The sequence below is a fragment of the Paenibacillus sp. J22R160 genome (assembly GCF_059692135.1).
The window spans coordinates 157,795-182,819 of sequence record NZ_JCAUAU010000007.1; the positions used below are offsets into that span (position 1 = coordinate 157,795).

A 25,025-nucleotide genomic window follows, 5' to 3' on the forward strand; every position below is an offset into this window, starting at 1 on the left:
GCAAGAGTCGGAGAATGAAGTTAAATTTGGGGAAAGAGATAGGTCGGAATCTAGAATCGCAGTTATTGGTATTTTTTATGCAAATAATAGGCCGAATGTGAATTGCAGTCTTGACAATATAAGGCATTAGCACGCAATATGTAGGAAGGAACCTGCATGTAAATCAGGTCCTTCGGAGAGGAAGAACACGATGAATTTCGTTGAGCATGTCATGGATCACCTGCGTTCCGGTGTCATTAATAATTACCCTCAACCCGTTGCTTTGAATATGGGCTTAGTGTATACCGTTAAACTGGAAGATAAAAGGACGAACTTAATTTGGCTGCCTTTTGAGTATACCGGTCTTGCGTACGTGGATATGGGGCGACAAGTCAATGTGCATCCTTACTATAGAGGCGTGATTTTTGAGGAGATTGAGCTTTCTCGGGGAACGGATCTTCACAAGCCGCAAACAGAAGAGGCCTTTGTGAAAGCCGTGTTTCTGAAGAGCTTTGAGATGCATCAGCTGCTGCTGCAGGAGAAGTATGCTTACCTGCAGGGGAGCGCGCCGGACTTCTTAACGAAAATGTTATACATAACCGATTGGCTGCGATACTATAATTCAATGAAAACTGTAGGCGCTGGCAGAAAGTTCGGCTAAGCGTTGGAATAGTAGGACTATATTTTCTACGTGTGTAGAAGATATGGTCCTTTTTGGTATGCAGAAAGACGGAGTCAGCTGCTCTTATTCAAGCCGGCCCCTGCGGCTATAGACCCAAGCCTGCTAGTGCTTGGCACTGCTCTTTACAAGGCTTTAAGGCTATTCTCAAAGGCTAATAGAAGCCTTATCCTAGAGAATGGTACAAGTTGGTGTCAAAAAATTTGTAGAGAAGCGGAGAATCTTAACATGGGGCAGTTGAATAAATGGATAGCCATAGCAGTGGTTTGCTGTGTAATGACCATAGGGGTTGGACAAACAAAAAGTGAAGCGGCTGGCCTGACAGACATACGTGGTCACTGGGCTGAGCAGACGATTACCCAGATGGCGCAGCAGGGGCTGCTGGACGGCTTTCCGGATGGGACATTTCGGCCAGATGATGCAGTGACGGCTGATCAATTTGTGAAAATCGTTTTACTTGCGTTTACCGATAAGTTTCCGAATGGCGAGCGCAATTGGAAATCAAGCTTTTTGCAAGCATTAAGCGCGGGCAATCAGAGCATTTTGAAGCAGGATTATCGGGATTTCACGTTTAAGCCAAGTACGGTCGGGTATTGGGCAAAGCCGTACTTGGATTTGGCTAGCGATCTTCATTTCATTAGTAAAGGACAGTTCACTGATTATAAGTCGAAGCTAAAACGCGAGGACGTAGCTGAGATTCTGTATTATTTGCTGAAGGAAACCGAGTATTTGGAAGATGAGGTGTATAGCCTCAAAGCAGCTTCCCAATTCGGCGATTTGCAAAGTGCGACGTCCAGACAGCAGAAATTTATCGGCGAAGCGATGACGAAGGGGATTATGGAAGGATACCCGAACGGATATTTTGGTGTGGGTCGTGATGTGACCCGTGCGGAAGCTTTGCAAATTATTACTCGATTGCAGACGAAGTCCAAGCGGATCAGTGTAAAAAACGAGGGAGGCGCTTTCATTAAAGTCGTTCCAACCAAGGATGGCAGCTACAAAAAGCTCATATTCCCTGATCAGCGCATGCTTGACGCCTATAGCATGATGGAGGATGCAGGCAAGCTGCGGGGGACGAATTATGATTTGGAAGAAACAACACTCCGCCTGTTCCGGGACGCGGATGCCAAAGCGCTCGCTGTGAACGGGGCGACGGCTGGTGTGCGTAACAGTAATGAGGCCTCGCTGTGGCTAGATCCTCAATTTTCGACTTATGGCGTAACGGTTCGCCTTGAGGAGGGGACACTGGCCCGCAATATAGAAAGCATCCGAAAGTTTACGGATTTCCTGTTTGGTTATGATGCGGACATCTTCTATCGCCAATTCACAGATGCGTGTGAGCGCGCTGCGGCGAAGGGCGTATTGGAAACAACGACGAAGCAAATTGGCAGTTTCTCCGTGGAGACGCGGCTTGAGCCGGATGGCAAAACCATTATTTTTTCAATTATACATACTTAATCATTAACGGCATAAAAGAGTGAGGTGTACATACAAGTTGTACACCTTAAACTTTATCTCCCCACTATCTAGATAACATGTACGTACAAGTGTATAATAGTACATTATACGTACTTTCATTCGGAAGGTGTTGAGGACACGTGCTGGAGAATTTGAAACAAGCGGTACTGGAAGCAAATTTGGATTTGCCCAAATATCGGCTCGTAACATTTACGTGGGGCAATGTCAGTGGGATTGACCGGGAGCAAGGGCTTGTCGTGATCAAGCCAAGCGGTGTGCCCTACGAGGACTTGAAGGCCGAAGATCTCGTTGTCGTCGATCTGGAAGGCCGAATCGTGGAAGGCACGATGAAGCCTTCGTCGGACACGCCGACCCATTTGGCGTTGTACCGCGCATTCCCGGCCATTGGCGGGATTGTCCACACGCATTCGCCATGGGCGACAAGCTGGGCGCAGGCTGGGAGAAGCATCCCTGCGCTGGGCACAACCCATGCGGACTACTTCTACGGGGAAGTCCTCTGCACGCGTCTCATGACGGAGGCTGAAATTAATGGAGCCTACGAGCTGGAGACGGGCAACGTCATCATCGAGACGTTCCATAATCTCGACCCGGCGATGGTGCCGGGCGTGCTGGTGAACTGCCATGCCCCGTTCAGCTGGGGAAAGGACCCGCACAATGCGGTGCATAACGCAGTCGTGCTGGAAGAGGTCGCGAAGATCGCTTACCACACCTTCCAGTTGAACCCAGTGATCCAGCCTATGGATCAAACGCTGCTGGATCGGCACTTTCTGAGAAAGCACGGAGTTAACGCGTATTACGGGCAACAATAAACGAAGGACAGTCGGCATCTCGCGAATGCTGACTGTCCTTTTTTTGAGTTTCCCTTGTGGATTACAGCTCCTTTAGTTAGCTGTTTGCTTGCATAATCAGACCTTGGAGCAAGGAATGGGAACTACCCATTAAGGCAGGCGCCTCATCTGAAATAGATGGATATTCTACCGTTAATCTATGCTGCTTGGCAGCAGGGAACGAAATAGCGGTAGAAACTCCAGCTAAATCATCATCAGCTACCCCAAATCGGGTGAACTCGCTGAAATTAGCGGTAGAAAATCCAGTTGATTGGATAAAAGTGGACGTATCGCAGGAAATAGCAGGAGTAATCGGCGTTATTTATAAGTCATCCACCCACTCGCCGTCGCTACCAAGGGAACGATTCGATTTAGGTAAGGAAGCCGCTGTCAACTGAACATAGGGCGGGTGGTGAAGTAAATCTTATCCTTTGGCGGAAATGTGCACTTTTTGGTATGATGAGAGAGCAAGAATGTTAAGGGGAAGAAGGATGATAAGTCATGTTTGCAAATTCAGGTTATGAAGGAACAAGAGAAGAGAATTATACCTTGCTGATTCAGCAGGTTAAAGCATTGATAGATGATGAACCGAACCGAATTGCCAATTTATCGAATGCAGCGGCGCTGCTCGGACAGTTCCTGACAGATGTGAATTGGGTAGGTTTCTACTTGGTGGACAAGACGCAAGAGAAGGAAGAGCTCGTTCTGGGGCCTTTCCAAGGGCTGCCGGCATGCGTTCGGATCCCGTTAGGTAAAGGAGTTTGCGGTACGTCTGCTCAGCTTCGGGAAACGGTGCTTGTACCGGATGTTCATGCGTTCCCGGGTCATATCGCCTGCGATGCCGCATCGCAATCGGAAATTGTCGTTCCCATCCTTCACGGCGATGAGTTGATCGGTGTGCTGGATATTGATAGCCCTAGTCTCAACCGGTTTGATGAACTCGATCAACGCTATTTGGAGCAGTTCGTGCAGGCGCTCGCTGCTGCTATGTAATGTCGTAGGTCATTGAATAAATATCTTCCATATCATCATCAGAACAAAAACTGCAGCTTGCCAGCACGCTGGTATGCCTTAAGCGAGAACCTAACATAATCAGGTGACTAGTCAACTGCTGTTCGATAGTCGGATCTGCGATGCTGAATGCAATCCCGTATTCATAGAGGGAGGGCTTCAGCATCGTTTTTCGTTTAATGATGCCTAGTACTTTCATTTCTTGATGAAACAGATGGAAAGTAAATTCCAATAGCAAGCTCATCTCGGTAGGAAGATTCAAAGGTGTGTGCATACGAATGCCGCCTGCGCTAATATCCCTTATCATGATTTTGGAATGCTTCGTGTCGGCAGCTTTATTCTTGATCCCTATAATTTTGAATAGGGCGGTTAAGGGTATTTGGAGATGCAGCCTGAAACTGGAGCGTTTATTTGGATGTGACATGGAGATGCTCCTCTTAATTAATAGGCATATTATACTATAAAAGTAGATGTTTTGAACCGTATATCTACAAAGAAAAGCCCCTTATTTGAGCTTAAGGAGCTTGGCTTCGAATGTTTGTAAATCTTCCTCGCCATTAACAAAAAGCCGTTTAAGCAGGAAAGGGGACTGCTCGTTTGTCGCCAATCCTTGATCGATTGTAAAAGCATATCGAAAACCGTGCTGCTTAAGAAGCTTAAGCGTCGTTTGGTTGCGTTCGCCATACGGATAGCAAAAAACATCGGCTTTCGTTCCCAGCTGCTTCTCAATTAGCTTTCTGGCTTCTACGATTTCGTACGCCTGCTCATCCGCCGTCAGCTTGGGTAGGTGAGGATGCGTCATGCCGTGCGGCTGAATATCCCAGCCTCCTGCCTGCATCTTCTTAATCTGCTCCCAATTGAGATAGCCGTCCTGTTCCGTCATGCCTGGGGACACAAAGAGAGTGGCAGGGAACCCGTATTTAGCCAGAATCGGCATAGCTTGCTCATAATTATCGATGTAGCCGTCATCGAATGTAAGCAGCACCGGCTTCTCTGGGGCTTTCTCGGATTTGTCTCCTTCCAGGAGACGAATAAATGCCTCAAGTGAGAGCGGGGTGTAACCATGATCGTGCAAATATGCCATTTGCTCTGCCAGCTTATCCGGTGTTATGACGACAATATTCCCTGGATCGATCGCTACACTGTGGTAGTTGAGCACGGGAATACTGACTTTGGACGAAGGCTTGCCCGTGTTCTTTGGCGGAACGATCGGGACATAAGTGTTCGTGGTAACGGAGGGGGGAGCCGGTTTCGTGTCCACGGAGAGTGGAAGAAACAGGGTATGCCCTGCGTTGGAATCTTGCTCGAGTACAGCGCCAGGTTCAACGCTAGGCGAATCACCAGACGAAGCATCAGACACCGCATCAGGCACCGTAACAGGATCGGCTTCTACTTGAGGCCCGTCCGCTTGCAGAGCGGGGAGCTCTGGCTGCACGTCGGCAGCAGCCTCGTTTGTGTAGGAAGCCGCTATGTTGGCTGCCTCTTCAGTCCCGTAATTCGCGGCGGGAAGGCAGCTAACTAAGAGCAACAGCAATATCGTGAAAATCCCGATAAATAACGAATACAACAGGATTCCCTTTCTTCGAAAGCTCATAGGCACACCAACCATCTCTAGAGGAATATTTGGAATATTCTATTACTCTATTTGTAAGCAATGGTTGGGAGAATTATACCTAATCCGTAGAAGAGATTACTGGAAATATAGAGCTTTGTTAATCTTTACTTTGAATAACCAGGAGGAGGCCTGTCTGAAGCTCGATGAGACCTTCCGGTTCCTTGAGTATGTTACTGATCCCGAGGGATTGGCCGACCTCTAGCGTCGCTTGATGAAGCGGATACGCGAAGCCGTGGAGTGTAATACCTGTAACTTCTAGGCTAAGCGGAAGCAGAGAGATGTGCGGATAGCTTCCGCGTTCAATGCGGGTCGTTTGATTCATAACGATAATTTGGTTATTGGCATCGATAATGGAGCAGGCAATGCCGAGCTCGGTACCTTTGCGAAGCAGATGCACATTAGCTAGCGAATGGTCAAAGCGAGTGCCCAGGGCACCAAGCAGGATGATCTGTTCAGGCTGCTCAGCAAGAGCCCAATTGAAGGCCATTTCTGTATCGGTCAAATCTTTATGTACAGGATCGCATTCAATAAACGAAACGCTTGAAGAACGAATAAGGCTTAACTCTTCAGCTGTTACTGAATCGAAATCCCCGAGTGAAATATGAGGCTTATAGCCATGCTGAATCAAATACAAGGCACCGCGGTCAGAGCCAACTAGCACGTCGTTTTCTTGAATGACACCTAGAGCCCAATCGCCAAGCGTACCGCCAGTTACAATAATTATTCGGTTCCTGTTCATGCTTGTTCCCCCAGCGCTTAATATCATCCCCTTAGTATACCATATTGAGGCAAAAAACCGAGCTGCATCCTAGCAGCCCGGTTCTAAGATTAAGTTCGGTTATCAACGCGCTTGCGCATAGGATTAAGCTCCGTTTGGTCGTGATCAATCTCGGCTTCTTCCGCAAAGCCCTGCAATTCCCAAGTCGTTCTGCCCAGCACGAGGTCCGCAGGAAATTCATCACCGCGTTTGAGGGTAACCTCTTGCCCTGCCTCATTGGCATAAATACCGTCTGTCTCCACAATATCGCCTGTCATCGGTTCCATTGTTTTGTCTCTAGCCATGCCGTATTCCTCCTTTCCTGTTGCTTATCCATACCATTTCCAAGGGTGGAGGAAATTATGAGTAGAATCATGTAGAATGATAAGGTTGTCATATACGGAATACACAGGTATACATACTTTTGTCAGGCAGAAAGGAAATGAACAGAATGGCATTATGGGGAACGATCGTGAATGCAGCCGCCATTATCATTGGGGGATTATTAGGGCTGCTTCTGCCGCGTATCTCGGAAGGCATAAAAAGCACAGTCATGCAGGGCCTGGGGCTCGCAATTACTGTGCTGGGGATTACAATGGCTCTGAAATCGAGTCAAATCGTACTTGTCATATTAAGTGTCGTCATCGGTGGTATTCTTGGAGAGCTGCTCCGTATCGAATACCGGTTAGGTCAGCTTGGTGACTGGCTGCAAGCCCAAATGCGCAAAAGCTCTTCACAGCACCACGGCAGCGTCTCGGAAGGGTTCGTGACTTGTACGCTGATCTATTGCATCGGAGCTATGGCAATACTGGGTCCGTTGGACAGCGGCCTGCGGCATAATCATGATATTTTATACACGAAATCGTTGTTGGATGGCTTCCTATCCATTATTTTCGCATCGACGTTAGGCGTAGGCGTGATCTTCTCAGCGGTATCCGTTTTCATCCTGCAGGGAACGATTGCTTTGGCTGCAACTGTAATTGCCATGGCATTTAGTCAAGCATCCCTGGACGCGATGATCATTCAAATCACAGCCGTTGGCGGTATTCTGGTCATTGGCGTAGGTATCAATATTCTTCAAATTAGGAAAATAAATGTCGCGAATATGCTCCCGGCACTTGTTATAGCGGCAGCCGCTGTGCCTTTACAGAATTACTTCTCCGCTTGGTGGGAGCGATTGTTCTAGACCACAGAACCGTTGAATTTGTAGCCGACACCGCGAACAGTGATAATGTACCGAGGTTCAGTCGGATTCACTTCAATTTTCTTGCGGAGATTGCTGATATGTACAATGAGCGTTCGCGGGTCGCCCATACTATCCAGGCTCCAGATAAGCTCAAACAAGTGCTCGATTTTGTAAACCCGGTTAGGGGTCTTGGCCATAAGAGAAAGTAAGTCGAATTCTTTGGCGGATAGCGAGATGGTCTGCCCATTCACGCGAACGATGTGGCTGACTAGATCAATCTCAAGTCCAGGGAATTTCACCAACTGTGGATCATCCTGGTGCTGTTCGCGGATCGAATTCCGACGTAGAAGGGCCTTCACCCTTGCAACAAGCTGACTAGGGCTGAAGGGCTTCGTCATATAATCGTCGCCACCCATACTCAATCCGAGAATAATATCGATATCCTCGCTTTTACAGGAGATGAACAAAATTGGCGTATTGCTGGTTTTGCGGAGCTGTCGGCAAACTTCTATGCCATCAAGTCCTGGCAGCAGAATGTCCAGAACAATAAGATCGGGCTTGTATTCCTTGACGATATCAAAAACATCTTGTCCATTGTTGGCACTGATGACTTTGTATCCTTCTCTCGCTAAATAGAGTTGGATCAGTTGGACAATTTCTTGTTCATCATCCACGACTAAAATTGTTTCTCCTGCCATACTAGAAATCCTCCTCAGTAACGGAACGGCTCATGATGGGAGCGGAGAACCCGCTCACAAATATTACCTTCATTATAGAACGATTCTCCTAACAATTTCTATCCTTTTATTGCCATATGATGAGATTTGCTGCGGTTTCTAGTAGAAACAGGGCACTATGTCCTATGCTTGTTCCCGAATTTTAGCGAATTATGAGGGAATTAGACGGAAACCCGTATAATTTGACGCAAATTTTAGCTGACCTTTATGAAATCTTTATGTTCCCATGCTAATCTACCCTTGTCTCTATGCATGAGTAGAGAAGGGGGCGACGAAAGTAATGAGTCATTCGGCTGATTTTAATCCCGTCACACATACCTGGCTGCAGAAGGATAACTTCGTACGCCAATTCATCGAACAGGCTTGGGACCTGTTTTGCATCTTTGATATTCATGGAAATTTAACCTATGCGTCCAAGAGCTTTAATCCCGTGATTGGCCTTATCCCTAAGGACTTTCAGCAAATTGTAGACTTTATCGATTCCGAATATCGGATGGATATACATAAAATGTTTATCAAAACCTTGCAGACGAGCAGCAGCAGTAAGCTGGAGTTTCGTACGAAAGGGACTGGCGAGAGCTTCAACTGGTTCGAGTGTACCGCGATGCCGATCTGTAATGAGGAAGGAAATCTCGCAGAGATTTGTTTCGTGCTTAATGACATTACGCTGCGCAAAAATCATGAGACTCGGCTAATCGCCATGGCTTTCCATGATCCATTGACGGGCCTTCCGAACCGGAGGCTGTTCAAGGAGCAATTGCAGCAAATGTTTTTGCAGGCTAAACGAACGAATCGGCCTTTTGCTCTTTTATATGTAGATATCGATGATTTTAAAATGATTAATGACACGATGGGCCACGATGTAGGGGATGCCTTCTTGCAGGACTTTGCTCATCGCATCCAAGGCTGCCTTCGCGAAGTTGATTTGTTTGCCCGGATGGGCGGCGACGAGTTCACGATTCTGCTGCCGTCTGTAGATTGCGAGGAGCATGTGGATAGTGTGGCTAAGCGAATCCTGCATTGCGTGGATCAGCCATGGGATGTTCAAGGCCATCTGTTTAGAGCTACGATCAGTATGGGAATTACGATGTATAACGCCGACACATCGGAGGCGTCGCATATGTTGAAAGAAGTAGATATTGCGCTCTATCAAGTGAAGGGCAAGGGCCGAAATCACTTCCAATTTTATCAAGAAACGATAGATACATAGATAGCTAGCAACTACCGTTATAGGGGACACATAGCCCGCTGTATAGCGGTTTTTTTGCGTTCACCAATATTTACAACTAGCGGTTTAATGCGCTTTCTAAGATGATAGAGTAATGACGTTATCAGAAAATGCTAGAGAAGGGAATGAGTGTCAATGCCGAAGAGTAAGCGATGGCGTAAATTCGTTGTTACACTAGCAGCAGCAGGGATACTGACGATAGCAACAAGCTCAGAACCTCACGATGCTCTGGCCCAAGCTAGTTCGGTGCAGGGTAAATTCAATATGTCATATATGTATTTCGGAAGCCCGAGTTCCTATACCTCACAAGTGGATAAAAGCGGGCAAACCCTCGATGTTGTTGCACCTAGCTATTTTTATATAAACACAGAGGGCAGCTTGGAACTATCCGATTCTCTGCTAGCTTCTTTCATTGCAGACATGCATCAGAGGGGAAAACGGGTTGTTCCGTTTCTTAGCAATGATTTTGATCGGTCACTTGGAGAAAAAGCGATTGATAATCGCGAAGCGTTGGCGGATCAAATTGTTAAGGCCATTAAGGATAACAACCTCGATGGGATTCAGTTCGATATCGAAAATGTGGATGCGGCTTACCGGGATAAATATACCGAGCTGGTGAAAATCATTCGCGGCAAACTAAGCGGCGATAAGGAAGTCTCCGTCGCTGTCGCAGCCAATCCAACGGGCACAACACAAGGTTGGACAGGTTTGTATGATTATAAGGCGTTAGCCGCTGTGAGTGATTATTTAATGGTTATGGCTTATGACGAAAATTATCCTGGTGATCCGACGCCTGGACCTGTGGCGAGTTTGCCCTTTGTAGAGAAGTCGATTCAATATGCGATTTCACAGGCGCCTGAGGATAAAATTGTGTTGGGGATACCGTTTTACGGAAGGTATTGGAATCAGAATGCAGCTGATAATGGAGCAGGTGTTTCCGCGCAAACCCTTAGCGAAATTACCCAAAAGTATGGAGGGACGGTTCGTTTTGATACCGCTAGCCAGTCTCCCGTTGCTTCTTTTACCATTCGTCCAACGGATGAGCCATTTAGTATTAACGGCAATAACCTAGAGCCAGGCGATTACACGGTTTGGTTTGAGAATGAACAATCGTTGAAGGAGAAGCTGAAGCTGGTCAGCAAGTACAAGCTGAAGGGTACCGGAAGCTGGAGCCTCAATCAGGAGACAGCGGATACCTGGGATTATTATGGCTTGTGGGCGGATGGGTTCTATTTCACAGACGTACAGCAGCACTGGGCGAGAGAAGCCGTGCTCGCCGCAGCGAACCGCGGCTGGATGCTAGGCACCGCCGCAGACCGGTTTGCGCCAGAAGCGGCGCTCACAAGAGCAGAAGCCGCGACGATCATCGTGCGCGCGCTCGGCTTGCAAGACGAGGCCGCCAGCGGCGCCTCGTTCACGGATGTGCCTGCTAGCCACTGGGCCTGGCAGGATATCCGGATCGCGAAGAGCAGCGGGCTGATCCAAGGGATCAGCAACGAGCGCTTCGCACCGGATCAGATCATTACGCGGGAAGAGATGAGCATGCTGCTCTCCCGCGCTTTGCACTTGACTTCGCAGGGCGGCTCAGCCCCTGCGAAGAGCTTCTCTGACGTGCCGGCAGGCAGCTGGTCGGCGGAGGCCATTGCTGCGATGAGCAGCCATGGCCTTGTCGACGGCTATGCGAACGGCACGTTCCGCCCTAGCGCGTCTTTGACGCGCGCGGAGATGGCTGCGCTGCTAAGCCGCGCGCAGCCGCTGCTCACGAAGTGAGCACGCCAAAGAACCGCTTCCACCGATCAGGTGGGGGCGGTTCTTTGTTTGTATCTTTACAAGCCAGGCGGTGGCTTGATAGCGGGCAGGACTTCGCCGATGACGTCCTCGGAGCCCAGCTTGATAAAGGTTGTTTGCTCTTGGGGGCCGGGCTTGTCGGTGACGAATTGACGGATGTTTTTGATGCGAGATTCGCTTCCGATCAGGCGGTTGCTGCCGATCTGGAGCACAGAGGTCGAATTAACGCCAAGAACTCTGATGCCTCGCACTCGGATATAGGAGCCTAAGTTATCCACACACATTGTAAATGGCTCTGGTGGTTGAGGCGTGGGAATAGGACGTTGATAGAAGGGATAAGCTTTGAAGCTGCCTTCATTTCCATAATAGATCGGAACTTCGCGCTGCACGGCATAGACGTTGGTATCCAGTGTAGTGGTAACGTTATCTCCAACCTGCATGACGCTGCTGGCGCCAATGGAATTCACGTAGACATAGCCGACAATAGAGAGGCGAGCCATCATCTAAGCCTCAGGCGGAAGAGGGACAAATGGCGAGATGATGACGGATTCCGGAGGTGTGTCGAACATAGAAGACAAGGAGATGACTTCCGTATCGCCGATAAGAAAGACGGAGGAGCTGGCAACCCCGACGATGCGTACATCGCCTACGAAAATTTGTTTGTTTTCCACATGTAAGTTCATCATAATTAACCCTCATTTCTCGGCAGACTGGATATGTAGCTTTCAACGGCGCTGATAATGTCTTGCTTTGTTTTATCAATAATGCTGGTTGTTACAGCTTCCATGGGTTCTTTAAATCCTACGCCGCGGTATTGATTGACATAATGCTGGATACGGGCATCTAATTGCTTGCGAATATCGTCTATGATAAGGTCTTTGTAATCTTCGTCCAAATGGTACTGGTATTTGTTCTCCAAGTTCAGCATATCGGACTGGAGCCCATATTGCAGATAATGCGCAATGCCTTTCGAAACGTCCTGCTGCATCGCGGATCCTGAAGGGGCTTGCCCCTCTGTCCCTTGCTGCTTTCTCATATTATCGGTCTGCATGGGTCCAATCCCGAATTCTTGCCCTTGTCCTTGCCCCCCCATCCCCATCCCTTGTCCTTGGTAATAAGGATTCTGATTTTGCCCAGCATCCTTGCCGACTGAGGCGCCATTGACTGTGAAGTCGTCGACATTATCCAGCGAGGTCGGGCTGATGCCTATGGTTAAGGTTCCGTCCAGTTTTTCAACTTTCAGTTGGTCGAAGTTATATTCGATTTTATCGATGTGGAATCGTTTCTGGTCTTTTATAGCATCGAGGTCGGATCGCAGCTTCGTGACGGTTTCTTCCAGCTTATCGATACGCTGCTTCTGCATTTCAATATAGGCGGAAAGCTGCTGGGCCCATTGCTGCCATGTGATTGAGTTATGCATATATGGCACCTCCTTCCGGTTTCATTAGAAAACCATTCATGACACGCATGATGGTCATTTCATAGCGGCGATCAGGTAGGCGGCGGCAAACGAACGAGGGAAACGGGATTCACTTCACTCGAACCAAGCTCTGGCGTAGGCTCAACAAAACCGCCTGTATTATAGAGGTTAGATAAGGAACGGATAGAACCTGCGGTGCCGATTTGAAGAACGGAGGAGTTGGCAACGGAGTTCACTTTTAGCTGCTGAATCATGATGGTTTGGTGAATGATCATGTTCATAGTGGAACACCTCGCTGTGCTTGACATCGCTCATTCTAGACGATCACTCCGCTGGTGGCGTTCGCTTCGATGAGATCGGAATCATTAGTGATAGTAGTGCTGTATGCATTATAGACACGAGGGAAATCACCCGTATTAAAGGAGCCTGCTCCTGCGAATGTTTTGGAAGAACTGGTTGGTGCGATGATGAAGGTATCGCCGAAATGGACAACTGAGCTAGAACCAACGCTGATAATTTTCACGTTCCCTACAATAGATGGCATATTCGGCCTCCCTGACTTCAGGCTTCTCACACCTTTAGTATATGAGGGTATACGCCTAGAGGTGATCTGTTTTTCAGATTGGTGTCACATCAGGGCTTAGGCACATATACTGCAAGAGAAAACGAGGTGATAGGCTTGAGCGGGTTTAATCGCCATCCTTGGCTGAAATGGGATCATGTAGAGAAGTTTCTCGGGCAAAAGCTGCCTTTCGCTGAAAAAGGGCAGACCTTTCTAGATAATATGACGTGGGTTGAGGGATATGTACAGGACATGCTGAAAAAAGCTATGCCGGGCATGGATGCAAGCATTTCTTCACAGGGAGCGACCGGTGCCGAAATCTTTGAAACGCATGAACATGTCATTATCAAAGTGAAAATCGCCAAAGGCGAAGATCCAAGGGCACTTCGCGTGTTCGTAAAATCAAATCAGTTGAAGCTGACCGGATTCACCAGCGGCAAGGGCCGAATTATCAAATTTCCTACGCTTGTGCTTCCAAGATCGGCGAGAGTTAGTTACAAGCAGCGTTTACTCCAGATAAAAGTGCGTAAAAGAGGATTAAAGGAGAACTATACAGAGGCGTATATTCGTTATTAGCAGAAAAAAACCGTTCCTATCGTAAATGGGGTGGTGTATCTCAGGTACCCGCCATCTTACGAAAGAACGGTTTTTGTTTCTGTATGCCCAGGGGAACTGCGGGCGCTTTTTGAGTTGAATGGGCAGTTTTTCTGGTTCTGGGGATAATGGACCTTAGTTCTTATTAACACTGTATGAGGTGACGCTGAAAGGTTCTTCTTATAATACGCGGCGAGCGGTCATGTATCGGGATGACCAAGTCCCGCTATAAAGGTTCGTAATACGTACGCCGCCAGCCCCGTAAGTTTGCAGTAGGTTCCCGTTCCCCATGTAGATGGCCACATGGTTAATGACACCCGGTTTGCCGGGGTTTGAGAAAAACACGAGATCACCTTCGCGAAGGTCGCTTCTGGACACATAGCTGCCCACATGGGCTTGATTCTTAGATGTACGCGGCAGGTTGACGCCTACGCGATTGAATATATATTGCGTGAAGGATGAACAGTCGAACGTGTTCGTTTGACCTGATCTGGAACCGAATTGGTAAGGTGTTCCTAAGTAGCTTGTACCGATACTGATGACACTGTTCGCTTGGGAGGTTGCTATGATCGAGGCTTCAGTCATTGAAGCTTTGGCTGCATCAACTTGATGAGGCGTGGCTATCATTCCTGCGGAGAGTCCTATAGAAACAGTCAACGCCGTAACGACTAACTTTCTGTACCAGTTGATTTGGTTATTCATCATGGTAGCCTCCTAGAATTGAGTTGTTTGAAATTGCCTCACCAGCTCATCTATTGAGTGACGTTGTGTCTGTTTCGTTTGACATGCCCCCAGTATATCAGATAAAAAATACCCTAATATTTCCCTTGAAAACCCTTACACCATGCGGGTACTGGGTTACCTTCACTTTCTGAGAGAACGATGAGAATCTTATGAAAATGTTTTTATTGACATGTTGTAGGTAGTTTGATCATCACCGTAGTCCCTTCTCTCAAGCGGCTTTGAATCTCAATAGTGCCTTTATGCTTCTGAACGATATGCAGGGCTATTGCCAGTCCCAGACCCACACCGCCTTGCTTGCGATTCCTTGCTTTATCACTGCGGTAGAATCTGTCGAAGAGGTGGGGGATATCGCTTTCGGCGATACCGATGCCTTGATCGATGACCTTTATAATGACCCAATGATCTTCGGTGAGATCGATATGCATGACGATCTTTTCCTGGCTATATTTCAGCGCATTATCTAGCAAGATAATAAGCAGCTGCTTAATTTTATAGGGATCACCCGTCATAAGAAGCTCTTGCCACTCCGAGGCGAGCTGCACTTTAATTTCTCTCCCGGATGTGATGCGAAGGGAAGCTGCCGTTTGACGGGCAAGAGGAAGCAGGTCGAAGGCGACATCTTGCTCACAGTTTTCTCGGATAACATCCGTGAGAGAAAGCAGGTTTTGAGTCAGCTGCTTCAACTGAGCGGATTCGGAAATAATCGCTTCGAGCGCTTCTTCCCGCAGCTTTTCATCATGGAAAGCCCATCTTCTTAATAAACTCGCATAGCTCTCAATGATGGTCAGCGGTGTGCGCAGCTCGTGGGAAGCATCGGCAACAAATTGCTCCTGCTTTTGAAACATATCCTGCAGCCTGTCAATCATTCGATTGAATGTCGCGCCAAGTATCACCAACTCATCGTTCGTGTCCTTCGTAGGTAGGTTGATATGCCGGAAGGAGCCGCTCTGCTCAATGTTCTGCATCGTGCCTACGAAGTCTTGGAGAGGACGGAAGAGGACGTTCGTATAGAAATAACCCCCGATAAGAGCGAGAATCAGCGTTCCCGTTGAGGTTAAGAGGAGGACAGAGATAAGCATGTCCGCATATTGGCCTAATCTACGCAGGCTGCGGCCAATTTCGAGCGTAGCAATCTGATGTCCCTCTTTAAAAACGGGCATTTTCACAAAGACATAAATTCCGTCTGAAGCCGTTTCTACGGTTACCGTATCTTTGTTCACATAGGTGACGGGGAAGCGAATTAGTGTCTCATCGGAAAAAATTTGATAAATAACCTTGGAATCCGGTCCGATATAACGCAGCATTTCCTGCGGGATCAGGAGTTCTTCCATCTGGGAATTGTCCCGCCAATACTCAGGATGATTGGGCAAATCCTTTAGCAGCAGCGTTTTCGCCTTCTCTTTGAGCAAATCGGCTTCGCCTTTGGTTGTAACCCGAATGAACATGTAGTAGGCAAAGGTAAAGCTGATAAAAAGAATCAACATGAGACCGACGGTAACGCCCAGTGTAATCTTCAGCTTAAGACTCATAAGGGTTTCTCTTTGGGGACAGCTCCGCCTGAGGCTTCCTCAGATTCTTTGAGTGCATGCGCCGAATCAACCTTGATCAAATAACCGATTCCGCGGATCGTTTGTATAAGCTTGGAGGAAAAGGGCTTGTCTACTTTTTGCCGAAGATAACGAATATAGACATCAACGACGTTCGTATCCCCCACAAAATCATATCCCCAAACCTCGGAAATAATCTGTTCCCTCGTCATGACTTCATCCTGATGCTGAATCAGGAAACGCAGCAGCTCAAACTCCGTTGGCGTAAGCTCAATAGTGGTTCCCTCGCGGACTACGGATCTGCTTTTCAAGTCCATGGTTAAGTCATCAATTTTCAGCAAATGGGGCTGCTCGGCCGGCTGATCCTGCAGATTTCGCTGCCGAAGCAAGCTGCGAATGCGCGCCAACAGTTCAACGGTGGCAAAAGGCTTCGTCACATAATCGTTAGCGCCTTGATCCAGTCCGCTGACCCTGTCCGACACAGCATCCCTGGCCGTCAGCAGAATGATAGGCAGTGTAGCGTTAACCTGGCGTATACGGCGCAGCACTTCTAGACCGCTTAGCTCAGGCAGCATGACGTCCAGCAAGACAAGATCCCACTCGGGTCCAGACAAGGCAGCATCCAGCCCTGCGCGCCCGTCTGACTTTGTATGTACGTCATAGCCCTCATGCTCAAGCTCAAGCTTCAGCACGCGGGCGATGCGTTCTTCGTCCTCGATCAGCAATATGCGGCTCATTCGGAAAAATATTCACTCCCAGCTCCCGCCAGAACAGCGGCATCGATTCATCGTCTTAGTTTCTCAGGTAAGGCGCTTTTACATACATAGGTGCTCATGTCCTTGCGGGCAGCCGTAAACGATAGAATGGAAATCGGGCCTGAACAGACCATAGGTTGCATTTTCATGGTAAAAAGATGCTGAAAAGGCGGGTCCTCCAGCCCAGTCTTTCATTGTGTGTTCATTAGCCTAGTCCGCGTTTAACCTTCTTGACATAAACTAGCACAGAGAATGCTGATAAAGGAGCCGAACAGATGAGCATATCACCGAATAAAAGAATACGCGCTAAGGCTATACAGAAAGTAGTGATTTTGCTGCAGGACCAAGATGCGGTAGGAAAAGTTTATGTACAAATTGAAGGTGGATTAAAGTCGCGCGAAGTGATGGCTGAAGCGATCAAACGTTTGGAGAGCGGCCTGATTTATGCGGATGAGGATTGTACGCAGCTTATTGACAGTGAATATATCGAGGTGTTCCGTAAAAGAGGGGCTGTTCGCGTGAATGGAGAGGAATTTACATTCCTTATTGATCGGGAATATGCCGAGGATTACGTTGTTTCAGCCAAAATCATCAAATGAGAACCTGCTTGTGGCCATAAGAAAAACCCCTTGTTGCTCATCCGAAGGCAATGCCTACGGGTGGCTGACAAGGGGTTTCTTTAGGAGAACGAATTAGCCTTTGTGAGTCATAGGCACGGTCTCAACGGAAGTCAAACGGTCATAGAAATCGACGAAGTTATTTCTTTCCGCAGAGCTGAGTTGCGCCATGGCTGTGCGCGGGTGCTCATCGAGCGCACCAACGATCATGTAAGGAATGAGGTAGCCCCAATCCCATTTCTCACGCATCGTGATCATGTGTTTTTCAATGATTTCGAGCACTGGACGAATATCGTAGCGCGCGCCTTTCAAGTGGCTGAGCAGCAATTCTGTCGTACAGTTTCCTGCAGCGCGACCCATGCCGTACACGGAGGAATCCAAGAAGGTTACACCACTAGATGCGCCAGTAATCGTGTTAGCAAAAGCAAGCTGCATGTTGTTATGCATGTGCAAGCCAAGCTCTTTCTCAGGAAGCAGGCGTTGGAATTTCGTTACAAGGTAATCAATATCCTTAGGAGCCATGCTGCCGTAGGAGTCTACAATGTAGACTACGTCAACTGGGCTTTTGTTAATTTCTTCGAAAGCTTCAATCAGCTCATTTTCCATTACGTGGGAAAGCGCCATAATGTTCAGGGACGTTTCATAACCCATGTCGTTGAATTTTTGAACAAGCTCAAGACCTTTATCCACATCTTTGATATAACAAGCGACACGGATCAGATCAAGTAAGCTGTCTTCACGGGGTAGAATGTCATTCTCATCGACACGGCCGATATCAACAAGCGCAGATAGCTTTGTATCTGTTTTCTTCGTAATGACATCACGCAGGAAAGCCTCATTCAAAAATCTCCATGGACCGGATGCTCCGCCTTTCAGCAGTTTTTCCGAGTTTTTGTAGCCAATCTCCATATACTCTACGCCGGCTGCACTTAAGCCGCGATACATGTCTTGGACAAACTCCACGCTAAAATCCCAATCGTTCACCAAACCGCCGTCCCGAATCGTACAATCCAAAATCTTGTGTTGATGATGCTTTACCATGCTCGTAATGCCCCTTTCGACTGCTCATATCGCTTAAGATTTTGCTATATTATCACTTATTAAGAGGTAGCTTGTCAATGCAAGGGGCTTCACACAGGGTAACTTTCGTAGGGAACATATGGTAAAAGGAAAAGCCGAGCGGAGCGCTTGTCAAATCCACCATCTCATGGATTCAAGGCCATGCCGTTGGCAAAGATGATCAGGAGGCGCTACGGCTCAGGCATCATCTCGAGCATTCGGTGAAAAGAGTGCTGCGCATGTGGGCGCCCTCTTTGACATGGGCGATGCTTGCCAGGGGCGACCTGCACACTATTGTCCTGTACAACTCCGAAGGGGAGGATTTGTACGCGGGATTGCTGCTAGCGCAGGAGGCGGGCGTGAAGGTGACGGATTTTGACGGGAACCCGATTGCTCTGCTGGGCGGAATGGATGTTGCAGGGGCTCGTGCAGGGGCAAGTACGGAGGCAGGTGCAGAGGCAAATACAGAGGCAAATACAGAGGCAAGAACAAATGCTCAAGCTAGGCTTGATGGAACTGGATCTGGGCAAGGGAAAGCGGTTTACATCGTTGCGGCAGTGCGAGAATACCATGCGGAGCTGCTCAAAATTGTGCAGGAAGCCAGGAAGTAGAATAGGCAGGGAACAAGTTGCAGAAGCTAATGGCAGACTTTTCATTTGGAGGAAGAAAGGATGCTATGCGATGAAGAACTTTGTTCCTATCTTTTTTGGTTTTGATAAGGAGCGGGATGCGCTGCTTGCGCTTGATACACTGGAGGAGCTCGGCTATAAGCCGGAGCTGCTGGAGGGGGAGAGGACGACGCTGCACATCCATCTCGACGACCAGGAAATGACCTCAGCGCTCGAGATCGCGCAGTCACACGGCGGGCGTCTAGTGGAACGCCAGCCTACGCAGTCCGAGCCAGATACCTTCGCTATGGCGTATGATCTGGAGGGCTCCATCCGGATTCCGGCTCACACCGTGAATGAGGATTGGCCTGACAACTACGCCTCCTCACGTGATGCCGACGCTGTGCCGAGCGAGGAAGAGGCGGCCTTTGACCCGTCCTCTGACGACTATAATCACTTCAGCGCTGGTATTCGAATCTGAAATGAATTTGTCCTGTCGCGCAGGCTCACGATTCAAACTTAAACGAAGTAGATGGAGGCTGTCACAACTGGTCAGGAATGACTTGAGGGGTAGCTTCTTTCGTCTGCGCGGAAGGCGAGTGCCTTTTTATTGTAGATACCTCAGGAGCTGTAACATTTGATGTATTGGAAGCGTCTGGTAGTTAGAGCGAAGGGATCATGAGGAGGAGTGGGTTATATGAGAGGACGCATGGCAGGGATTGTTCTGGTAACGGCGTTAGCATGTGTGATGTCAGGATGTATGGATGATCGAGCTTCAAGCGGAACCACTAACACGAATGATGGCGAGTTTCCCGGCCAAAGTCCATCCGTAAGTTCAACCCCAAGTTCAACAAATATAAACACAAGCAGCTCATCTACCAGTCCGATTTCTACGTCATCCTCAGCACCCAGCACGAATCCATCCACTACGCCAACTCCAACCTCATATGCCAAAGAAGCCGATGCAAGGAAAGCGATTGAGCAGCGTGCCAAAGAAACGATAAAAGTGATAAAGGATCACGACATGGCCAAGTTTGCCGAGTTGATCCATCCGAAGAAAGGCGTGCAGTTCTCGCCGTATTCCTATATCCGTGTAAGCAGTGATGTTCAGGTTATGGGCAGCGGGCTAGCCGCACTTTGGACCAGTACCGGTACCACGCACTGGGGAGAGTACGACGGCTCCGGCGATCCGATTGACCTTACTTTCCCGGATTATTGGGATAAATTCGTCTATAATCAAGACTTTGCAGCAGCGCCGCAAATCAGTTATAACGTGATTATCGGCAAAGGAAACATGATCAATAACGTATTCAGCATCTACCCGACGTCGACGGCCATTACGGTGGAGTATCATTTTCCCGGCATTGATCCGCAATATCAAGGGATGGACTGGACCAGTTTAAGACTCGTTTTCGAGAACTCCGGCGGGCAGTGGTATGTGGTCGCTGTCGTACATGATCAGCATACAATGTAAATTTCATTCGTAATCCCCTAAATATTATGCGAAAAAACCGCATTTTACCTCGTGTTTACGAGTGTAAAGTTCGGTTTTTTTATGTTTTTTTAAATTAACCATTGACATGTAACTTCTAATGTCATATTCTAATTCCATTAAACCAAGTAAGATCGTAGGAATTAAGGAGATGATTCTAGTGAAAAATAACCTAGTCACCGCATTGTCATCGAACTGGGTCAGCTTAGTCGTATCAATATTAATTATTGGTTTGCTCATTTTCTTGGGGAGAAAAAAAGTAAGCTTCGGTAACCGCGTTTTCATCGGGTTAGGTCTTGGTCTAGTCGCCGGTGTAGCGTTTAACCAACTGCATTTGGAGTACAAAAGTGTAAGCACGATCGGAACGATTTATGTTAACTTGATCAAAATGCTCGTAATGCCTCTGGTCCTTATCTTAGTTATTAATAGTATTTCTTCTTTATCCAGTCTTGGTCAGCTTCGTAAATTAGGTTTGAAAACGATCGGCTGGTTCTTGCTGACTACCGGGATCGCATCCGTAATTGGTTTGCTTATTGCGCTGGCGTTCGATCCGGGTAACGGGATTGCACAGGCTGTGCCGAAAGATTTTAAAGCAAAAGAAATTCCGACGTTCTCTCAAGTTATTCTGGATCTGGTGCCGTCCAACCCGATTAACGATATGGCAACAGGAAAAGTTGTACCCGTTCTAATCTTCGCCATCTTCGTGGCTGTAGCCATTGTACACGTTGGTTCCAAGAAGCCTGAGAGCGTTGCAGCAGTTAAATCGTTCATTACATCAGCAACAGCTGTGATTCACCAAGTCGTTAAGTATGTTATTCGTCTGACACCTTATGGTGTATATGCATTGATCGCAGGTATGGCGGCGAAATATGGTTTGGATACACTTGCTCCACTTGCCAAAATTATCTTAACTTCTTATGTCGCACTTATCATTCACTTCGTATTGATTTTCGGCGGTTTAGTCCTTCTCGTAGCGAAAGTTAACCCTATTAAGTTTTTCAAAAAAGCTTATCCGACGATCGCTGTTGCCTTTACAACTCGAAGCAGCTATGCAACGCTGCCAGTGAACTTGGAAGTGATCACGAAGCGTTTACGCATATCACCGCGTATTGCCAGCTTCGTAGCACCGCTCGGCGCGACAATGAACTTTAACGGTTGCGGCGGTGTGTGGCCGGCGGTTGTAGCGATTTTCGTAGCGAAGGTTTACAATCTTCCGCTTAGCGGATCTGACTATTTTATCCTTATCTTAGTAAGCGTAATTTCCTCCATTGGTGTTGCCGGTGTTCCAGGACCTGCTGCGATTTCGACGACAGTTGTATTGACAGCTCTTGGTTTGCCTCTGGAAGGTATGGGTCTTGTGCTTGGCGTTGAGGCGCTGATCGACATGGGTCGTACAGCCGTTAACGCAACTGGTACAACAGTTACAGCTTTGCTTGTGGCTGAGTCCGAAGGCGAATTCGACCGCGCGGCATTTGATCGTGACGAGGAAGATGATCTCGAAGCGGTAACAGCTTAATCGTATGTAAAAAGATGAAGGACCTGCATCCACTGGATGCAGGTCCTTTTTGGTTGGCCGTATTAACGGGGAATCCTCCCGTTAATTCAAGCAAGCCATGGCTTGGTAAGGCAGTCAAGCTAATTTTAGGTAATTAACAGGATTAACTACCGTTAATCCACGCTAAGGAGTGGCGGGGAATGAAATAGCGGTAGAATCTCCAGCTAAATCGCCGGTAGCTCCCCGAACCCTGCTGGATATGCCGATATTAGCGGTAGAAACTCCAGTTACTGCTGCAAAAGTGGAGCAATTGCGGAAAATAGCAGGAGTAATCGGCGTTAATGATAAGTACAGTAACAGCTTACCTGCGCCATCGTACCGGACCGCACCCACACGCCTACTGCTGCGCCGCGCTTTGGCCAGCCATAAAGCCAGTAGAGAAAGCAGCGGTGATGTTATAACCGCCTGTATAGCCATGAATATCTAGGACTTCTCCACAGAAATAAAGTCCATTCACCAGCTTCGACTCCATCGTGCTCGGGTCGATTTCTTTGAGGTGCACGCCGCCGCCCGTGACGAAGGCTTCTTCAATGGAAAGCGTCCCGTGAATGTGCACGGGAAAAGCCTTCATCAGCTTGCACATGTCGAGCCACTTCTGCTTCGGAATGTTGTCGTGCGTAAGTTGCTCGTCTAGACTGGATCGCTCCAGCAGCATAGGAATCAGACGCTCGGAGAGGAGAGGCTTGAGCACGTTCTTAATGGCTTTCTTAGCCTCTGCCTTCGTGAGAGCCATGCTTTCTTTGTACAGCTCATCCGTGCTCAGATCAGGAAAGAGATCCACGGTGAGCAGAACTTCCTTGCGCTCAGTTTTGGCTAGTTCCTTGACGACGAACTGGCTGCAGCGCAGGGCAATCGGGCCGGATAGCCCGAAGTGTGTGAACAGCATGTCCCCTCGGTGGGAGATGACAGCCTTTCCTTTGGCGTTCCACACGGAAAGTGTCACGTCCCGCAAAGAAAGCCCCTGCAGCTCGCGGCTGCGGATCCAAGCTTCCTTCGAGGTCAGCGGAACCTCGGTCGGGAAAAGCTGCGTGATCGTATGCCCGCCAGCCTCAGCCCACGCATAACCGTCTCCCGTGGAGCCGGTATGCGGAACGGAGCATCCGCCCGAGGCGATGATGACAGCCCGACTGTCCATCTTCTCGCCGGAGTGGAGCAGGACGCCTTGGACGCTGCCGTCCTGGAACAGGACCCTTTTGACCGGACTGTTCGTCCGGATCTCTACGCCCTGCTTGCGAACTTGGCCGACCAACGCGTCTACGACGGTTTTGGCCTTGTCGCTGACGGGAAACATACGTCCGTTGTCCTCTTCTTTTAGACGAATCCCGAGACTCTCAAAAAAATCGATAATGTGCTTGTTGCCGAACTGCGTCAAAGCACTATATAGGAAGCGCCCGTTGCCCGGGATATGCTGAATAAGCTCATCCATGTCTTTGTTATTCGTTACGTTGCACCTGCCGCCCCCGGAGATGCCAAGCTTGCGGCCGAGTTTATCCCCTTTGTCGAGGAGGAGAACCTTCGCGCCTTGGCGGCTTGAGGCAATACTGGCCATGAGGCCAGCGGAGCCCCCGCCGATGACAATGACATCATACTTCATACGATACCTCTAGTTCATTTTTGAAAAATTGTATCATGTTTTCGTTCTTACTAACAACCTGTGGATAACTTGTGGATAAAATAATCATGTTTGTGGGTAAATCATCTTAAAAGTGTGGATAATGTGCGCAAGTTTGTGGATAAAGGTTCCAACTACTTAAGATACCCTATCCTGAAAGTGAAAATGGTCGATTCGCATATCCAGCCATCTTCGGTGGAGAGAGGTTTTTTCCCCGAAATAGTGAAGTTCCTGTTCGGACGTGAGCACGACCGCTTCACACACGGAGGTGCGCTTAGCCAGCAGAGCCAGCCCTTCATTAACACCAAGTCTTGCAAGCGTCCTAGCCCATACTTGGCATTCCACAAGATCTTGACCGGCAACCGTGCACTGCACGACATCATGGGCGGAGCCTGCATCCGGTTCTTCGAATCGACTGTACGTAGAAAGGGATCCTTCGGGTAAAGCGATGGCGCCTAGCTTGGCGCTATCATGCCAGGGATTTTGAATACCGATAATCCAAGGATCTATGCCCCGCGAGCTGCGACCCCATACGGTGATTTCTCCTCCTGCAAGGATTAAGCCTTGCTCCAAGGAGAGCTTTTTCCGCATATATTCAGCTAATCGTTTGACCGCCCAGCCCTGTTCCAGGCCTCTCAAATGAATGTTGGCATTGTGGGGAAGCTTAATCGATTTCATAGAGGGATCTACTTCCCATTCCAAAAGGGCGGCAGCCTGCACACCTTTCGCATGGAGTGGATTGTAATAGCCATCGGTTACAGCTTGGTACATTTCAGCTAAAAAAAGCACCTCTAGCATCGTATTAGAAACCATGCAATTTTCCCCGGCCAATGTATTTAATAGAGAGATTTCACTGTCAGCAAGAGCAGGGCTGAAACGCTTGTCGACATTGTGAAACCAATCATCCGTTAATTTAGTAATGAGCGTACGCTCTTTCTCCTCACAGCGGAGCAATAATTCGATCTCAGATCCGAGCGATTGGAAATGAAACGAATGGAAGGAGGGGGCAATTGGCTCCATAAGGGTTTCCTCTTTTCTTTGGTGTCCTTACGCTGATGACCTAATTATAGAAGCGTTACCTGAGATTCAATTGATAGTTAGCTGAAAAATTACTGAAAAGTTCTGCGATCAAACGGATTTGGCGGCTGATGGCGAAATCATTCAGCAACCTTTC

At 48.3% G+C, this 25,025-nt stretch carries 30 protein-coding genes; 14 read left to right on the forward strand and 16 right to left on the reverse strand.

Annotated elements, in window-relative coordinates:
* The first annotated feature begins 190 nt into the window (after positions 1–190).
* The 5 genes from AC58UW_RS17590 to AC58UW_RS17610 all read left to right on the forward strand — a co-directional run bounded on the left by AC58UW_RS17590 (position 191) and on the right by AC58UW_RS17610 (position 3,957).
* On the forward strand, positions 191–640 hold the full coding sequence (locus AC58UW_RS17590) for a hypothetical protein (protein WP_497421918.1): 450 nt from the start codon (positions 191–193) through the stop codon (positions 638–640).
* Between the two features lie 246 nt (positions 641–886).
* Entirely contained in the window at positions 887–2,116 is a 1,230-nt protein-coding gene (locus AC58UW_RS17595; protein ID WP_497421919.1) for an S-layer homology domain-containing protein, read from the forward strand.
* A gap of 140 nt (positions 2,117–2,256) precedes the next feature.
* Positions 2,257–2,946, forward strand: a complete 690-nt coding sequence (araD, locus tag AC58UW_RS17600; RefSeq protein ID WP_497421920.1) for an L-ribulose-5-phosphate 4-epimerase — start codon at positions 2,257–2,259, stop codon at positions 2,944–2,946.
* 185 nt (positions 2,947–3,131) lie between these two features.
* A complete protein-coding gene (locus tag AC58UW_RS17605) occupies positions 3,132–3,362 on the forward strand; it encodes a hypothetical protein (protein ID WP_497421921.1) in 231 nt (76 codons plus the stop codon).
* A gap of 103 nt (positions 3,363–3,465) precedes the next feature.
* Entirely contained in the window at positions 3,466–3,957 is a 492-nt protein-coding gene (locus tag AC58UW_RS17610; protein WP_497421922.1) for a GAF domain-containing protein, read from the forward strand.
* Here AC58UW_RS17610 and AC58UW_RS17615 read toward each other — a convergent pair.
* From AC58UW_RS17615 to AC58UW_RS17630, 4 genes are all read right to left on the reverse strand, one after another.
* Positions 3,950–4,399 (reverse strand): PilZ domain-containing protein, encoded by a 450-nt coding sequence (locus AC58UW_RS17615; protein WP_497421923.1) that lies wholly within the window; start codon positions 4,397–4,399, stop codon positions 3,950–3,952. The two genes, AC58UW_RS17610 and AC58UW_RS17615, sit on opposite strands and share 8 nt — an antisense overlap.
* A gap of 81 nt (positions 4,400–4,480) precedes the next feature.
* Positions 4,481–5,569 (reverse strand): polysaccharide deacetylase family protein, encoded by a 1,089-nt coding sequence (locus AC58UW_RS17620; protein WP_497421924.1) that lies wholly within the window; start codon positions 5,567–5,569, stop codon positions 4,481–4,483.
* Between the two features lie 118 nt (positions 5,570–5,687).
* Positions 5,688–6,329 (reverse strand): thiamine diphosphokinase, encoded by a 642-nt coding sequence (locus AC58UW_RS17625; protein WP_497421925.1) that lies wholly within the window; start codon positions 6,327–6,329, stop codon positions 5,688–5,690.
* Between the two features lie 89 nt (positions 6,330–6,418).
* Entirely contained in the window at positions 6,419–6,652 is a 234-nt protein-coding gene (locus AC58UW_RS17630; protein ID WP_497421926.1) for a hypothetical protein, read from the reverse strand.
* Positions 6,653–6,798: 146 nt separating this feature from the next.
* Here AC58UW_RS17630 and AC58UW_RS17635 point away from each other — a divergent pair, with 146 nt between their 5' ends.
* Positions 6,799–7,533, forward strand: coding sequence for a DUF554 domain-containing protein (locus AC58UW_RS17635; protein WP_497421927.1), 735 nt, complete (start codon positions 6,799–6,801; stop codon positions 7,531–7,533).
* Here the strand turns inward: AC58UW_RS17635 and AC58UW_RS17640 are convergent.
* Positions 7,530–8,231, reverse strand: coding sequence for a response regulator (locus AC58UW_RS17640; protein WP_497421928.1), 702 nt, complete (start codon positions 8,229–8,231; stop codon positions 7,530–7,532). The genes AC58UW_RS17635 and AC58UW_RS17640 overlap by 4 nt on opposite strands.
* 319 nt (positions 8,232–8,550) lie before the next feature.
* Between AC58UW_RS17640 and AC58UW_RS17645 the strand changes: the two genes are divergently transcribed.
* Both AC58UW_RS17645 and AC58UW_RS17650 read left to right on the forward strand, forming a co-directional pair.
* Complete coding sequence (locus tag AC58UW_RS17645; RefSeq protein ID WP_497421929.1) at positions 8,551–9,480, forward strand: diguanylate cyclase domain-containing protein; 930 nt, start codon at positions 8,551–8,553, stop codon at positions 9,478–9,480.
* Positions 9,481–9,633: 153 nt separating this feature from the next.
* Positions 9,634–11,268: an S-layer homology domain-containing protein gene (locus AC58UW_RS17650; RefSeq protein ID WP_497422026.1), complete on the forward strand. Its 1,635-nt coding sequence runs from the start codon at positions 9,634–9,636 to the stop codon at positions 11,266–11,268.
* A 56-nt stretch (positions 11,269–11,324) separates the two neighbouring features.
* On the opposite strand, the gene AC58UW_RS17655 is transcribed toward AC58UW_RS17650, so the two are convergent.
* From AC58UW_RS17655 to AC58UW_RS17675, 5 genes are all read right to left on the reverse strand, one after another.
* Positions 11,325–11,786 (reverse strand): spore germination protein GerPE, encoded by a 462-nt coding sequence (locus tag AC58UW_RS17655; RefSeq protein ID WP_497421930.1) that lies wholly within the window; start codon positions 11,784–11,786, stop codon positions 11,325–11,327.
* A gap of 3 nt (positions 11,787–11,789) precedes the next feature.
* On the reverse strand, positions 11,790–11,969 hold the full coding sequence (locus AC58UW_RS17660; RefSeq protein WP_497422027.1) for a spore germination protein GerPD: 180 nt from the start codon (positions 11,967–11,969) through the stop codon (positions 11,790–11,792).
* 5 nt (positions 11,970–11,974) lie between these two features.
* Positions 11,975–12,706, reverse strand: coding sequence for a spore germination protein GerPC (gene gerPC / locus AC58UW_RS17665; protein WP_497421931.1), 732 nt, complete (start codon positions 12,704–12,706; stop codon positions 11,975–11,977).
* Between the two features lie 71 nt (positions 12,707–12,777).
* On the reverse strand, positions 12,778–12,987 hold the full coding sequence (locus AC58UW_RS17670) for a spore germination protein GerPB (RefSeq protein WP_145667757.1): 210 nt from the start codon (positions 12,985–12,987) through the stop codon (positions 12,778–12,780).
* Positions 12,988–13,022: 35 nt separating this feature from the next.
* Positions 13,023–13,250, reverse strand: coding sequence for a spore germination protein (locus AC58UW_RS17675; RefSeq protein ID WP_145667755.1), 228 nt, complete (start codon positions 13,248–13,250; stop codon positions 13,023–13,025).
* Positions 13,251–13,385: 135 nt separating this feature from the next.
* On the opposite strand from AC58UW_RS17675, the gene AC58UW_RS17680 reads away from it, so the two are divergent.
* Positions 13,386–13,844 carry an Hsp20/alpha crystallin family protein gene (locus AC58UW_RS17680; RefSeq protein ID WP_497421932.1) on the forward strand — a complete coding sequence of 153 codons (459 nt, stop codon included), beginning with the start codon at positions 13,386–13,388 and terminating at the stop codon, positions 13,842–13,844.
* A gap of 198 nt (positions 13,845–14,042) precedes the next feature.
* Here the strand turns inward: AC58UW_RS17680 and AC58UW_RS17685 are convergent, their stop codons facing one another.
* The 3 genes from AC58UW_RS17685 to AC58UW_RS17695 all read right to left on the reverse strand — a co-directional run bounded on the left by AC58UW_RS17685 (position 14,043) and on the right by AC58UW_RS17695 (position 16,890).
* Positions 14,043–14,564 carry a C40 family peptidase gene (locus AC58UW_RS17685; RefSeq protein ID WP_497421933.1) on the reverse strand — a complete coding sequence of 174 codons (522 nt, stop codon included), beginning with the start codon at positions 14,562–14,564 and terminating at the stop codon, positions 14,043–14,045.
* Positions 14,565–14,767: 203 nt separating this feature from the next.
* The gene (locus AC58UW_RS17690) at positions 14,768–16,135 is read right to left on the reverse strand and encodes a sensor histidine kinase (protein WP_497421934.1); all 1,368 of its coding nucleotides are present in this window, start codon (positions 16,133–16,135) and stop codon (positions 14,768–14,770) included.
* A complete protein-coding gene (locus AC58UW_RS17695; RefSeq protein WP_497421935.1) occupies positions 16,132–16,890 on the reverse strand; it encodes a response regulator transcription factor in 759 nt (252 codons plus the stop codon). The genes AC58UW_RS17690 and AC58UW_RS17695 overlap by 4 nt, the downstream gene beginning before the upstream one ends.
* Before the next feature lie 293 nt (positions 16,891–17,183).
* On the opposite strand from AC58UW_RS17695, the gene AC58UW_RS17700 reads away from it, so the two are divergent.
* Positions 17,184–17,507: a hypothetical protein gene (locus tag AC58UW_RS17700; RefSeq protein ID WP_497421936.1), complete on the forward strand. Its 324-nt coding sequence runs from the start codon at positions 17,184–17,186 to the stop codon at positions 17,505–17,507.
* Between the two features lie 93 nt (positions 17,508–17,600).
* Here AC58UW_RS17700 and AC58UW_RS17705 read toward each other — a convergent pair whose 3' ends face one another.
* Positions 17,601–18,566, reverse strand: coding sequence for an aldolase catalytic domain-containing protein (locus AC58UW_RS17705; protein WP_497421937.1), 966 nt, complete (start codon positions 18,564–18,566; stop codon positions 17,601–17,603).
* 248 nt (positions 18,567–18,814) lie between these two features.
* Between AC58UW_RS17705 and AC58UW_RS17710 the strand changes: the two genes are divergently transcribed.
* From AC58UW_RS17710 to AC58UW_RS17725, 4 genes are all read left to right on the forward strand, one after another.
* A complete protein-coding gene (locus tag AC58UW_RS17710; protein WP_497421938.1) occupies positions 18,815–19,195 on the forward strand; it encodes a hypothetical protein in 381 nt (126 codons plus the stop codon).
* The gene (locus AC58UW_RS17715) at positions 19,173–19,673 is read left to right on the forward strand and encodes a hypothetical protein (protein ID WP_497421939.1); all 501 of its coding nucleotides are present in this window, start codon (positions 19,173–19,175) and stop codon (positions 19,671–19,673) included. The genes AC58UW_RS17710 and AC58UW_RS17715 overlap by 23 nt, the downstream gene beginning before the upstream one ends.
* A gap of 216 nt (positions 19,674–19,889) precedes the next feature.
* Positions 19,890–20,666 (forward strand): hypothetical protein, encoded by a 777-nt coding sequence (locus tag AC58UW_RS17720; RefSeq protein ID WP_497421940.1) that lies wholly within the window; start codon positions 19,890–19,892, stop codon positions 20,664–20,666.
* A gap of 178 nt (positions 20,667–20,844) precedes the next feature.
* Entirely contained in the window at positions 20,845–22,200 is a 1,356-nt protein-coding gene (locus AC58UW_RS17725) for a dicarboxylate/amino acid:cation symporter (protein WP_497421941.1), read from the forward strand.
* Positions 22,201–22,576: 376 nt separating this feature from the next.
* Here the strand turns inward: AC58UW_RS17725 and AC58UW_RS17730 are convergent, their stop codons facing one another.
* A complete protein-coding gene (locus AC58UW_RS17730) occupies positions 22,577–23,833 on the reverse strand; it encodes a BaiN/RdsA family NAD(P)/FAD-dependent oxidoreductase (RefSeq protein WP_497421942.1) in 1,257 nt (418 codons plus the stop codon).
* A gap of 156 nt (positions 23,834–23,989) precedes the next feature.
* Positions 23,990–24,871, reverse strand: coding sequence for an FAD:protein FMN transferase (locus tag AC58UW_RS17735; RefSeq protein ID WP_497421943.1), 882 nt, complete (start codon positions 24,869–24,871; stop codon positions 23,990–23,992).
* Between the last annotated feature and the right edge of the window lie 154 nt (positions 24,872–25,025).

What these genes read in the sequence shown, in the direction of transcription:
- AC58UW_RS17620 (WP_497421924.1), bottom strand. Translation starts at nt 5,569, where the DNA reads ATGAGCTTTCGAAGAAAGGGAATCCTGTTGTATTCGTTATTTATCGGG.
- AC58UW_RS17615 (WP_497421923.1), bottom strand. Translation starts at nt 4,399, where the DNA reads ATGTCACATCCAAATAAACGCTCCAGTTTCAGGCTGCATCTCCAAATA.
- AC58UW_RS17635 (WP_497421927.1), top strand. Translation starts at nt 6,799, where the DNA reads ATGGCATTATGGGGAACGATCGTGAATGCAGCCGCCATTATCATTGGG.
- AC58UW_RS17595 (WP_497421919.1), top strand. Translation starts at nt 887, where the DNA reads ATGGGGCAGTTGAATAAATGGATAGCCATAGCAGTGGTTTGCTGTGTA.
- AC58UW_RS17730 (WP_497421942.1), bottom strand. Translation starts at nt 23,833, where the DNA reads ATGAAGTATGATGTCATTGTCATCGGCGGGGGCTCCGCTGGCCTCATG.
- gerPC (WP_497421931.1), bottom strand. Translation starts at nt 12,706, where the DNA reads ATGCATAACTCAATCACATGGCAGCAATGGGCCCAGCAGCTTTCCGCC.
- AC58UW_RS17590 (WP_497421918.1), top strand. Translation starts at nt 191, where the DNA reads ATGAATTTCGTTGAGCATGTCATGGATCACCTGCGTTCCGGTGTCATT.
- AC58UW_RS17645 (WP_497421929.1), top strand. Translation starts at nt 8,551, where the DNA reads ATGAGTCATTCGGCTGATTTTAATCCCGTCACACATACCTGGCTGCAG.
- AC58UW_RS17650 (WP_497422026.1), top strand. Translation starts at nt 9,634, where the DNA reads ATGCCGAAGAGTAAGCGATGGCGTAAATTCGTTGTTACACTAGCAGCA.
- AC58UW_RS17695 (WP_497421935.1), bottom strand. Translation starts at nt 16,890, where the DNA reads ATGAGCCGCATATTGCTGATCGAGGACGAAGAACGCATCGCCCGCGTG.
- AC58UW_RS17675 (WP_145667755.1), bottom strand. Translation starts at nt 13,250, where the DNA reads ATGCCATCTATTGTAGGGAACGTGAAAATTATCAGCGTTGGTTCTAGC.
- AC58UW_RS17735 (WP_497421943.1), bottom strand. Translation starts at nt 24,871, where the DNA reads ATGGAGCCAATTGCCCCCTCCTTCCATTCGTTTCATTTCCAATCGCTC.
- AC58UW_RS17660 (WP_497422027.1), bottom strand. Translation starts at nt 11,969, where the DNA reads ATGAACTTACATGTGGAAAACAAACAAATTTTCGTAGGCGATGTACGC.
- AC58UW_RS17720 (WP_497421940.1), top strand. Translation starts at nt 19,890, where the DNA reads ATGAGAGGACGCATGGCAGGGATTGTTCTGGTAACGGCGTTAGCATGT.
- AC58UW_RS17700 (WP_497421936.1), top strand. Translation starts at nt 17,184, where the DNA reads ATGAGCATATCACCGAATAAAAGAATACGCGCTAAGGCTATACAGAAA.
- AC58UW_RS17685 (WP_497421933.1), bottom strand. Translation starts at nt 14,564, where the DNA reads ATGAATAACCAAATCAACTGGTACAGAAAGTTAGTCGTTACGGCGTTG.
- AC58UW_RS17640 (WP_497421928.1), bottom strand. Translation starts at nt 8,231, where the DNA reads ATGGCAGGAGAAACAATTTTAGTCGTGGATGATGAACAAGAAATTGTC.
- AC58UW_RS17670 (WP_145667757.1), bottom strand. Translation starts at nt 12,987, where the DNA reads ATGAACATGATCATTCACCAAACCATCATGATTCAGCAGCTAAAAGTG.
- AC58UW_RS17610 (WP_497421922.1), top strand. Translation starts at nt 3,466, where the DNA reads ATGTTTGCAAATTCAGGTTATGAAGGAACAAGAGAAGAGAATTATACC.
- AC58UW_RS17690 (WP_497421934.1), bottom strand. Translation starts at nt 16,135, where the DNA reads ATGAGTCTTAAGCTGAAGATTACACTGGGCGTTACCGTCGGTCTCATG.
- AC58UW_RS17625 (WP_497421925.1), bottom strand. Translation starts at nt 6,329, where the DNA reads ATGAACAGGAACCGAATAATTATTGTAACTGGCGGTACGCTTGGCGAT.
- AC58UW_RS17630 (WP_497421926.1), bottom strand. Translation starts at nt 6,652, where the DNA reads ATGGCTAGAGACAAAACAATGGAACCGATGACAGGCGATATTGTGGAG.
- AC58UW_RS17705 (WP_497421937.1), bottom strand. Translation starts at nt 18,566, where the DNA reads ATGGTAAAGCATCATCAACACAAGATTTTGGATTGTACGATTCGGGAC.
- AC58UW_RS17655 (WP_497421930.1), bottom strand. Translation starts at nt 11,786, where the DNA reads ATGGCTCGCCTCTCTATTGTCGGCTATGTCTACGTGAATTCCATTGGC.